We start from the raw sequence: 10906 nt of genomic DNA on the forward strand, positions 1-10906 counted from the left end.
CAGTTGCTCGCCTTGCCCTGTCTTATTCCTCGCCGAACAGCGAACAGTCGATATAGTCGCAAAGACAATGGATCACCAGCAGGTGAACCTCTTGAATACGTGCGGTTACCGTCGAAGGCACGCGGATTTCCACATCGTCGGTGGTCAGCAGCGATGCCATGTCACCACCATCCTTACCCGACAGGGCAATCACGGTCATTTCCCGCTCATGGGCAGCCTGAATCGCTTGCACCACGTTGGCAGAGTTACCACTGGTGGAGATCGCCAGCAGAATATCCCCCTTGTTACCCAGTGCCCGAATCTGTTTGGAAAACACTTCATTGTAGCTGTAATCGTTGGCAATCGACGTCATGGTGGATGAGTCGGTGGTCAGGGCAAAAGCAGGCAGTCCTGGCCGCTCGCGTTCAAAACGATTGAGCATTTCCGAGGAAAAATGCTGGGCATCGCCAGCCGAGCCACCGTTGCCACAACTGAGAATCTTGTTGCCACTGAGGATGGCGTTCACCATGGTTTGGCCGCCCCGTTCAATAAATGGCGGCAGCTGTTCGGCAGCGAGCGCCTTGGTTTCAATACTGTTGCCAAAATGGCTGATGATGCGATCTTGCACGGCGGTTCTCCGTCAACAGAAGCAGCCAATGGTAATGCATCGACCGGGCAAGACCAACATGCCAGAAGGAATTGCTTATCAAATACAGTAAGAGTCAGAAGGCATTTTGTATCCAGTCAAAGATAACCGGTTTACCACTGCCGGATAACACATCAAAACGGCAGTCCGGCAAGGCGTGAGGATAACGGTGTTGCAGATAGTGCTCGGCCGCCAGACGCAGCTTTTGTTGTTTCGCGGGGGTGACAGATTCTGCACCAGAACCATGGGCGTTACGCTTGCGATAACGGACTTCGATAAATACCAGCACCGTGTTATGGCGGCAGACCAGATCTATTTCACCCCGACGGGTGTAATAGTTGCGGGCTTCAAGTGTGAGTCCCTGAGCCAACAAGAACTGCTCTGCAGCGTCTTCTATTTGTTGGCCCTGGGCACGACGGGATAGCCGTTGCGAGGTCATCGAACCACCCGGTTATTCCTGACTCAGCAGTACCGGACGGCCATCACGGAATATGGCACAAACGCTCTGGCGATGAACGCGGCGTTCGGCATCCAGCTGTATGACACCGGTTTCGCCTTCCAGACGGCTGTTCGGGAAAGCCTGCAGCTGTGGCAGACGCGGTAACAGGCGATAGGCATCGACGCCCAGCGCGTACAAGCGCAGGTAAGGGCCCTGGCCATTGTCGCTGTTTTGCTCGACCTGATCATACAGCGGGCCACCTTCCAGCACCCAGGGTAAGTCGCAAAAACGGATACCATCGAGATCACGGTCGTGATCAGTATCGTTATGGCCACTGTATACGTGGGATGTGGCGTACACGGGTAAATCAACGGCAAAGTTAAAGGCCAGCGTTGGTTTGATCTGGCGCGCCTGTTGCGGTTGAGCTACCAGGAATACCCAGTCGATATCCTGACGACGGCGAGGTTCAAATTCAGTGGTCTGGCGTAACAGCTGTCGCATTTTCCGGTTACGGTTGACGCTGTCGTCCACGTTCAACAGGGCTTTGATATCCGGGTTGTAATCGTTCTGTTGCGTATAGAAACGGGTTTCTCCCAGTACGCCGCCCAAGGCTTCCCAGTGATCGCGGAAAGCCGTAAAGATGCGCTCACCCCAAGAACCTTCGGGAATCATCACCAGCGCCCGGCGGTGGCCATCGGCCCAAGCCTGGTTTGCAGCCTGTATGGCATCATCTTCAGGGGCAAGGCCAAATTGGTACAGGTTGGCTGACGTGGTGGCTTCGTTGTCTGCGGCGGGATCACCGTAGTTCAGTGCCAGTGTCGGAATGGCCAAATCCTGGCGCTGCTCCAGCGCGACGACTTCCTGCTTGCTGACCGGCCCAACAACCCACTGGGCACCACTCATTAATGCTTCCGCGTATCCCTGGCTGATGGAATCCACGCCCTGACTGTCGATCAGAGTGACTTCCGGGGTCGGCTGTTCCGTTGCAATGGCCTGATAATAGGCTGCCAGAAAACCATCCCGAATGGCTTCTCCGGAAGCGGCCAGCGGGCCGGATAACGGTAACATCAGAGCCACTCGCTCTGGCCGTTGGTTGGCCAATTGGGTCAGGTAGGCCAGACTGCCGGGTAACTGCAGGGCAGCAGGGTGGGTGGGGTTTTGACGACGCCACAGCGCCAGCGAGGCAAGTTGCTCGTCGACACTGAGGCTGGAATGACGGCTTAGCAGAGCCAGTTCAATCCATTGCCCCAGAACCGAGCCGGTATTTTCTGCGCGCTTGTCGGCCAGTTCTTCTTCCGACATGGCCATTAACTGACCCCAGATGGCCTCATGGTTACTGTTGGCCAACGAACCTTGCAGCAGAGGCGCAATAAACACTCGCTCTTGTACCGCGGCATAGTGCTCACCACGTTGGCCGTAAAGTGTGGCGCGTAACAAACTGATACGGGAATCCTGGGACGGAGTAGCCTGGTCTCGAAGGGACTGTAACTGCTGCAGAGACTGTTCGGCATCGTCGGGCTGGCCGGACTTTAACGCCAGCACCGTGGCGACTAACCACTGCTCGATACGCTCGCTGTTCGTCAGGTTCCGTTGCTGCAGTTGTTGCAAATACTGTCTGGCGTTGCCAAACTCGCCCCTTTCAATCGCAGTACCAGCGCGTTGCAGCAGCTCGGCATTACTCACCTGTACAGGCTGAATGGCCTTTACCGGAGTCGTGTCTTGAGGTGTCGTAGTGCATCCAGCAAGACCCAACAGCATAGCCGCTGTTGCGGTCGCCAAGAATTTCCATCCCCCAGGTGTATTTCCCCGCATGAGCTCTCTTCCCGATTCTGTTAGCGCCACGCTGTACGTCGTGGCAACGCCTATTGGCAACCTGGCTGACCTGACTGAGCGGGCCCGCCAAGTGCTGAGTGCCGTGAATATCATTGCCTGCGAGGATACCAGACATACCCAGAGATTGCTCCAGCACCTCGGCCTGCGCAAGCCGATGTTATCGGTACACGATCACAACGAACGTGAGCGTATCCAGCAGGTGAAAGATCACCTGGACCAGGGCCATGATATGGCTCTGGTATCCGACGCTGGCACGCCGCTGATTTCTGATCCTGGTTATCCTCTGGTGCAGGCGTTACGCCAGGCTGGCCACAAGGTGGTGCCGATTCCAGGGGCCAGCGCCATTATTACCGCTCTGTCGGCTGCCGGTTTACCCACCGACCGCTTTACCTTTGAAGGTTTTTTGCCTCACAAAAGCAGTGGCCGCAAAGAGCGCTTGCGAGCCGTGTCGCAAGATACCTGTACTCTGGTTTTCTACGAAGCCAAACACCGGATTTTATATACCCTTGCGGATATGGCCGAAGTGCTCGGTGATCAGCGCGAGGCTGTGGTTGCGCGGGAATTAACCAAAACCTTCGAGAGTTTTTATCGCGGTACATTGATGGATATCCATGCCCAGCTATCGAGCCATGAGGATCATCAAAAAGGCGAATTTGTGGTAATGGTCAGTGGTAATCAATCACCATCACCAGCGTCTGAAATCGATACCGAACGGCTGTTCAAACTATTGCTGGCCGAGCTGCCACCAAAAAAAGCCGCCGCCATTATTGCTGAACTGACCGGCGAGAATAAAAAAGAGCTGTATCAAAAAGCATTGGGTTGGAAAGACGCCTGATCTGGCTGACAGCCAGCCAGCACCAGCACCGCTGCGCTGCGGTTCTGCCGGTGTGCTGTATGACATTTTTATGATAGTCTCCGCGCCGGAGTCGGCCAGACAGTCGTCGCTTGTATGTTTCAGCATGCAGGGGGAGGAAAGTCCGGGCTTCAAAGGGCAGGGTGCCAGGTAACGCCTGGGAGGCGTGAGCCTACGACCAGTGCAGCAGAGAGCAAACCGCCGATGGCCTCTTTTTCTTGTAAAAAGCAGGATCAGGTAAGGGTGAAAGGGTGCGGTAAGAGCGCACCGCGCGTCTGGTAACAGTTCGTGGCACGGTAAACTCCACCCGAAGCAAGACCAAATAGGTTCCCTACAGGCGCGGCCCGCGCTGGGAACGGGTAGGTCGCTTGAGCCAGTGAGCAATTGCTGGCCTAGATGAATGATTGTCCAAGACAGAACCCGGCTTATCGGCCGACTCCGGTTATTTGAAAACCCTCACTGGCTGTGCCAGTGAGGGTTTTTTTATGCCTCGTCTGCTATCGGCTGACAGACGTCACGGGTCAGCAGCGGCAAGCTGTCAAACAGTTCCTTGATGCCTTCCGACCAGGCCAGGCGCACCTGATGGAACATCTCATCGTTTTCCTGCAGCCGGATCAGACCCGGGTTTTTGACACTGCCCGCGTGATAACAGACCAGATCGAGCGGCATACCGACCGACAGATTACTGCGCAGGGTCGAATCCATCGAAATCAGGCTGCACAACATGGCGCGATCCAGCGGGGTGTTGAAGTCGATAATGCGGTCCAGTATCGGCTTGCCGTATTTGCTTTCGCCAACCTGAAAGTATGGCGTGTCTTCCCCGGCTTCAATAAAGTTGCCTTGTGAGTACACATGGAACAGGCGGTGGGGTTCGCCCTTGATTTGCCCACTGATCAACATGCTGCAACTGAAATCCACACCTTGTGATTGCCCTTGGTCGCGCTTGATCACTTCGCGGATGGTTTTGCCCACCAGTTCGGCAACGTCAAACATGGTCGGGACATTCAGTACATGGCGCTCAGCGTTACGGATGGTGGTTTGCAGCAGCGTAATCACACTTTGCGTGGTGGCCAGATTACCGGCACTTTGCAGGAAGATAACGCGCTCTCCCGGTACTTCGAGAACATGCAATTTGCGGAAGCTGGCGATATGGTCAACACCGGCATTGGTGCGGGAGTCGGATGTTAAAACCAGTCCGTTCTCGACTTTCAGTGCGACGCAGTAGGTCATGATGCATGCTTCCTGTAAAAAGGCGATCTCTGCTGTACGCATACCCTTTGTGAACAGCGAGCGCCTGGTAAGATTGGCAGCCATTGTAGTCGGCGAATATGTCGGGTCAATCACACAAGTGAACAGATTTACGGAATGCTACTCACCGTCCTGAAACAGGTGAACTTCGACCCGATCCGTATGACCTGCATCTGCCCGGCAGGGAACAAGATCAGTCATCGCGGTACACGAGACAACGGCCAAGGCCAGCCCATCGCCTATTTTGAAGGCAGGCTGCTGCAAGGCCGGAACTGCAACAAAAAGCACCGCTGCATGAAGAACCCATCCGCAGCCAATCACCGCAAAGGCCGGAAACATAGAACAAACAAACGATGACTGACAAAAACCGGCAATCGAAAATAAACAACAGAGAGCGAGCTGTTGGCGGGAAAAACGGGTTAGAAACAGGTTTTTCTACAGCCTCGTTAAAGCGTAAAAACGGAGTCGTGGCACCTGTTACCTATCCGTGTCAAAATCAAGCAATACGTGAACGAGAGGTTATTTTATGAATCTCCAGAAAATTGAAGACGAGGCGCTACACCTCCCGCAAGAAGAGCGAGCCCAGTTGATCCAGCGACTGGTGTTAAGCCTGGAGTCTCCGTCAGAAGACGAACTCAAATCCGATTGGTTGCTTGAGGCTCGACGCAGAGGCGAAGAGCTGGACACTGGTACAGTGCAGGCTGTGTCTGGTGAGGATGTTATGAGGAAGGCTAGAGCACTGATCAAATGAACTATTCTTTTCACCCGGCAGCGGAAGCCGAGTTCCTGGAGACAGTTGGTTATTACGAATCAAAAGTTCCGGGATTGGGTGGTGCCGTCATAGAGGAATTTGAGGCCCTGGCCGCTTTAGTTGGCGAGTCACCAAAAGCTGGCAAGTTGAATCGCAGCCAGATATTCGTCGAGCGCCCCTTCACAGATTTCCCCTTTCTATCGTTTACCGAGAAAGGCCTGACGGCTTTCAGATTCTGGCTGTTTCACATGCCCGGCGGCGTCCTCAGTATTGGCTGGGCAGGTTTTAATAATCGGCTGCAAACCGGCGCGTGAGACGGGCGTTCAGGCTGTAGAAAAACCTCCCGAACGATGGTCTGATCGGGTTTTGAAACGCAGGAGGCGGTGATGGTTCGATTCAAGCACTACGACTACAACCAAACGTCGATGGTGGTGATTAATTACCTGGAACAGCTTCAGCCGGGTACTTTTAGTATGCCCTGCATTACCCCTGTTTTTTATAAAGAGGCTGAAAAGCTCGATCTCTCTGCTTTTCACCAGCCCTACAAAAACGACACGGAAGGCCGTCCGGCTTATGATCCAATCATTTTGCTAAAAATCATCCTGTTTGCTTATTCTAAAGGCATCACCTCCAGCCGTGAGATTCAGTGGTGCTGCGAAACCAACATTATTTTTAAAGCCCTGTCCTGTGATACCGTTCCGCACTTCACCACCCTTGCTCATTTTGTCAGTAGTCAGCCGAAAGCCATTGAAGACCTGTTTGAACAGGTGCTGTTAATCTGTGATCAGCAGGGGCTTTTAGGCCATGAACTCTTTGCCATTGATGGCTGTAAAATGCGCTCCAATGCCGCTAAGGAATGGTCAGGCACCTTTAAAGAGCTGGAACAGAAACGCCAGAAACTCAAACGCCTGATTCGTCATCACCTCAGTGAACATCAGGAAAAAGACAGCGGCATGAAGAACCCATCCGCAGCCAATCACCGTAAAGGTGCAGGCCGCCAAGTCAGCTTTCCGTTAAATGACAAACGGCCACCGAGTTACACCGACTGGATGAAATATCGCGTCGACAGCCCCCACGGCAAACAAATTTACAGCCACCGGATGTCCGTTGTCGAACCGGTCTTCGGCAACATCGGCATCAACAAAAGACTGAACCGCTTCAGCCTGAGAAGCAAAACCAAAGTACAGGGGCAATGGCAACTTTATTGCCTGGTGCATAATGTAGAAAAACTGGCAAAATACGGCATCTCAGCCAGTAAAACAGAGCTAATACATCCTTAAAACAGGCACTGAAAGCAGCACGATACTTGGCTTACAGACAACCAAAGCCTAAAAAGGCTGGAAACACAGAATAAACAAGCGATTACCGGCAAAACCGGCAATCAACAATTAACAACAGAGAGCGAGTTGTTGGTGGGAAAAACGGGTTAGAAACAGGTTTTTCTACAGGCTCGTTAGTGCTGGGAATAATTTAGAGATCGCAACAAGGAATTAGGATGATTAAATGCTTTTTGTCACATAGCTCTGCCGATAAAGATTCTTATGTTAGGAAAGTAGCCTCATTGTTGAGGTCTGAAACCAAAATATTTGATGAAGAAACTTTTGAAGCTGGAATGTCACCAGCCGAAGAAATAATCAACGGATTAGATGAGACATCTCTATTCGTCATCTTTATTTCAGATCACGCTCTAGAGTCTGAATGGGTGAAAAATGAACTTGAAATCGCAAAAGATAAAGTTGACTCTGGGAAATTGGACAGAATATACCCAATAATTATTGAGAAAGACATAACTCATAAAGATTCTAGAATTCCCAAGTGGATGAAAGAAGAATTAAATATCCAGCAAATAAAACAACCCAAAATAGCAGCTAGAAAGATTAACTCTCGTTTGAGAGAGTTAACTTGGAGAAATCATCCAACTCTTCGAGAAAGGGAGAAAATATTTGTTGGTCGAAATGAAAAAATAAATAATGTGGAATCTCGATTTGATGATTTTTCAAAAAAACCGCCTGTTGTATTTATTGCATCTGGTTTAACTTCTATAGGAAGAAAATCATTTATTAAACAGTCTCTTCAGAAAGCAAACGTGATAAGGGATTCTTATGAATTCCCACAGATCTCTTTAGACCCCAATGATAGCATTGAAGATTTTATCCTTAAAATTAATGATTTAGGGTTTTCTGATGAGATACAAAATTTAAATTTTCTTGAAACACTCATAGAAGATAAAGTTGAGATTGCCAAAAATCTTATTAAAGCAATGGTTTCAGAAAAAGAAAGAGTCCTAATAGAAGATAGAGGATCTTTAGTCCAATTCAATGGCGAAATAGTTGATTGGTTCAAAAATATAGTCAGTGAAATTTCTAATGAAGAACATTTAGTTTTTTGCATATCGAGTAAATTCCGAGCAAATAGGAATATTGCATTTAAGGAGCAAGAATACTACATGGAGGAAATTCCAGAGTTAGATAAGTCTGAAAGAAGAGGGTTATTATCTCGATATTCTAAGTTCAAGAATTTAGATGTTAGCAGGGATGATTTAGGTTTCTTTTCAGATTTATTGACTGGATACCCTGAACAAATCATATATGCAGTCGATATGATTGACGAGACTAGTGTCTTCGAAACAAAGAAAAACTCTCACTTAATACAAGAATATGCGACGGATAAAGCTAAGTTAATTGTAGACTCCTTGAAAGAAAACGAAAAGGAACTGCATTTTTTGTATTTCCTTTCTAAGTTTGAGTTCATAAGCTTTGAATTCTTATTTGATTTGGTTCCAGAAAATGAGTACTACCCAATATTGAGCTCATTTATGCTCTCATCAATTTGTGAGCGTCTCGGAACAACAAGTGACTATATTCGCGTAAGCGAGGTTGTTAGAGACTATGTTTCTCGCAGTAGATTTGGGATGCCTACTGAGTTTAATGAAAGACTTAATGCCCATGTTAAAGAATTCTTTGCGTCATATTCTGATGATAATCGAGATGTTTCTGACTATATATTTTCAATACAGCAAGCACTAATTTCTGGGGAGGAAGTGCCTGAGAGGCTTCTTATCCCTTCATACTTTGTGAAAACCATAAAATCTTTATATGACAAAGGAGGTAGTGCAAATTATAAAGAGGTTGTGAGGCTTTCTGATCGGATATTACTTAACGAAAAGTATTTGCATGATAAATTAGTTTCTCATGTCTATTTCTTAAAGTGCCAAGCCTTAGCTAGGCTGCGTAACTCTGATTTCTTTGGCGTTGTAAAAAATATTAATGAGCCTGAAAGCTCATTTCTACATGGCTTCTATTACCGAATATTGGGGAATCAAGAAAAGTCTATCAGAAGCTACATGAGAGTTTTAGAAAGAAAACCTAATGATTTTAGAGTTAAAAGTGAGCTTGTTCTTGTATATATGCAAAGTGATGAGCATGAGCTAGCTTATGACCTTGCTAAGCAAGTTTACAATAGGATGCCAAATAATCCTTTAAATGCAAATAATTATTTATCGTGTATTTTTCATAAAGAAAAATCTTCTGAAGATAGGCCTTTAATAGAGGAAATTGTTAGTCGTTTACAGTCGGATCCATCTGATAGAGCGCAGGAAATGTATTCCAGTGCTAGGGCTAAAATACTTGCATACTTTGATAATGAAGTTGATGAGGCGTACAAGATACTTGAAGGAACTATAGAAGAGTTTCCTGATGTGACTTATCCCATCTTAACTTTAGCCGATTTAGCTATTCAGTATAAAAATATTGAAAAATTAAAATATGCCATTAGTTTACTGGACAAAAGAGAGTCTAAAAACACCCAAACATATAGGACATACATTAGATACAAGTCTATATTTATGGCTTTAACGGGCGAAAAATCAGATGCTATTCAATTAGTAAAATCTGAACTCTATGGAGTCAGAAGAGAGGCTTTAGATGAGTTTATACAAAGACTCACATCAATTTGAGTAAAGCACTAATCGGGTAGCCGGAGGTATCTAGCCTCCAGCCCGAGGGTGTTCATAGTTCTGTGTCACCCATTACTTACAGATCCACGTAGCTGTCGATCCGTCCTTCGAAGTGGATGCTCAGCTGCGACAGCGTCAGGTTCCAGTTTTGCACCGGATGCGTCCACTTTTCGGATGCCTTCAACATACCTGCGTACAGCAGCTTGAGCAACGCGTTTTCATGGGCGAAGCCACCTTTGGTCTTGGTCAGTTTACGGAACTGGCGATGCACCGCCTCAACCGCATTGGTCGTGTAAATCGCTTTGCGCACCTGTTCCGGGTACTTGAAGTAAACGGAGAGATTCTCCCACTTACTCCGCCAGGACTTGATCACCAGCGGGTATTGCGCGCCCCATTTCGCTTCCAGCTCATCCAGCGCCTGTTCGGCGGCATTCTGAGTCGTGGCGCGGTAAACGCACTTCAGATCTGACATAAAAGCTTTCTGGTTCTTGCTGGCCACGTACTTCACGCTGTTGCGGATCTGGTGAACGATACAGAGCTGTACTTCTGTTTTTGGGTAAACGGTTTCTATCGCTTCCGGGAAGCCTTTCAGGCCATCCACCGAGGCGATCAGGATGTCTTTTACGCCCCGGTTCTGCAGATCGGTCAGCACGTTCAGCCAGTAGCGAGCACCTTCGCTTTCTGAGAGATACAGCCCCAGCAGTTCCTTTTTGCCTTCGATGTTCAGGCCTAAAATCGTGTACAGGGCTTTCGAGACGAAGCGGCCATTTTCTTTGATTTTGTAGTGGATGGCATCCAGCCAGACAAACGGATACACCGCTTCCAGCTCACGTTCCTGCCAAGCCCTGAGTTCAGGCACTAAACGGTCAGTGATAGCGTTAATCGTGCCGTTTGAGACCTCAGTACCGTACATCTCCAGTAGGTATTCCCGGATGCTCTGGTAGCTGTTCCCGAGAGCGAACAATTTCGTATTTATCAGACATGATGTGTCACTCCTTGTAGAGGGTAAACTATAGGGGTGTAGTGGTTCAATGATTCCGGACACCAACGTAGGTGGTAATATCGCCACCATAAACGAGGTGTCTGATGACCAGCAAGCGACGTTCCTTTTCTCCTGAATTCAAGCAGGAAGCAGCCAGCCTGGTGCTGGATCAAGGTTACACGATTCCCCAGGCGAGCGCGTCCTTGGGAATTGGTGAAAG

Annotated in this window: 10 protein-coding genes, 1 other RNA gene and 1 pseudogene; 7 read left to right on the top strand and 5 right to left on the bottom strand. The window is 48.8% G+C overall.

The genetic code is table 11. From position 1 onward, the window contains the following. Window positions 1-22: 22 nt before the first annotated feature. The 3 genes from Q8W32_RS11490 to Q8W32_RS11500 all read right to left on the bottom strand — a co-directional run bounded on the left by Q8W32_RS11490 (window position 23) and on the right by Q8W32_RS11500 (window position 2843). Complete coding sequence (locus Q8W32_RS11490) at window positions 23-607, bottom strand: phosphoheptose isomerase (protein WP_303432999.1); 585 nt, start codon at window positions 605-607, stop codon at window positions 23-25. 94 nt (window positions 608-701) lie between these two features. Continuing rightward, the gene (locus Q8W32_RS11495; protein ID WP_303432998.1) at window positions 702-1064 is read right to left on the bottom strand and encodes a YraN family protein; all 363 of its coding nucleotides are present in this window, start codon (window positions 1062-1064) and stop codon (window positions 702-704) included. A gap of 12 nt (window positions 1065-1076) precedes the next feature. Then, the gene (locus tag Q8W32_RS11500) at window positions 1077-2843 is read right to left on the bottom strand and encodes a penicillin-binding protein activator (protein ID WP_305415006.1); all 1767 of its coding nucleotides are present in this window, start codon (window positions 2841-2843) and stop codon (window positions 1077-1079) included. 31 nt (window positions 2844-2874) lie between these two features. Between Q8W32_RS11500 and rsmI the strand changes: the two genes are divergently transcribed. After that, on the top strand, window positions 2875-3732 hold the full coding sequence (gene rsmI, locus Q8W32_RS11505) for a 16S rRNA (cytidine(1402)-2'-O)-methyltransferase (protein WP_303432994.1): 858 nt from the start codon (window positions 2875-2877) through the stop codon (window positions 3730-3732). A gap of 87 nt (window positions 3733-3819) precedes the next feature. Next, window positions 3820-4194: RNase P RNA component class A (gene rnpB / locus Q8W32_RS11510), an RNA gene on the top strand. Between the two features lie 39 nt (window positions 4195-4233). On the opposite strand, the gene Q8W32_RS11515 is transcribed toward rnpB, so the two are convergent. Continuing rightward, complete coding sequence (locus tag Q8W32_RS11515; RefSeq protein ID WP_303432992.1) at window positions 4234-4980, bottom strand: proteasome-type protease; 747 nt, start codon at window positions 4978-4980, stop codon at window positions 4234-4236. Between the two features lie 544 nt (window positions 4981-5524). On the opposite strand from Q8W32_RS11515, the gene Q8W32_RS11520 reads away from it, so the two are divergent. From Q8W32_RS11520 to Q8W32_RS11535, 4 genes are all read left to right on the top strand, one after another. Further along, the gene (locus Q8W32_RS11520; protein ID WP_305415008.1) at window positions 5525-5749 is read left to right on the top strand and encodes an addiction module protein; all 225 of its coding nucleotides are present in this window, start codon (window positions 5525-5527) and stop codon (window positions 5747-5749) included. After that, window positions 5746-6063, top strand: a complete 318-nt coding sequence (locus tag Q8W32_RS11525; RefSeq protein WP_305415010.1) for a hypothetical protein — start codon at window positions 5746-5748, stop codon at window positions 6061-6063. Before Q8W32_RS11520 ends, Q8W32_RS11525 begins: the two co-directional genes overlap by 4 nt. Before the next feature lie 72 nt (window positions 6064-6135). Beyond that, the gene (locus Q8W32_RS11530; protein WP_305415018.1) at window positions 6136-7029 is read left to right on the top strand and encodes a transposase; all 894 of its coding nucleotides are present in this window, start codon (window positions 6136-6138) and stop codon (window positions 7027-7029) included. 215 nt (window positions 7030-7244) lie between these two features. Continuing rightward, the gene (locus Q8W32_RS11535; RefSeq protein ID WP_305415011.1) at window positions 7245-9704 is read left to right on the top strand and encodes a toll/interleukin-1 receptor domain-containing protein; all 2460 of its coding nucleotides are present in this window, start codon (window positions 7245-7247) and stop codon (window positions 9702-9704) included. A 76-nt stretch (window positions 9705-9780) separates the two neighbouring features. Here Q8W32_RS11535 and Q8W32_RS11540 read toward each other — a convergent pair. Continuing rightward, window positions 9781-10668, bottom strand: a pseudogene (locus tag Q8W32_RS11540) (IS256 family transposase); the annotation flags it as partial. Window positions 10669-10790: 122 nt separating this feature from the next. Between Q8W32_RS11540 and Q8W32_RS11545 the strand changes: the two are divergent. Next, window positions 10791-10906 (top strand): transposase (locus Q8W32_RS11545; RefSeq protein ID WP_305415019.1); only part of this gene is annotated, 116 nt, incomplete at its 3' end.

This window comes from Oceanobacter sp. 3_MG-2023, assembly GCF_030688925.1.
In the GTDB taxonomy this organism is placed as follows: Bacteria; Pseudomonadota; Gammaproteobacteria; order Pseudomonadales; family Oceanobacteraceae; genus Oceanobacter.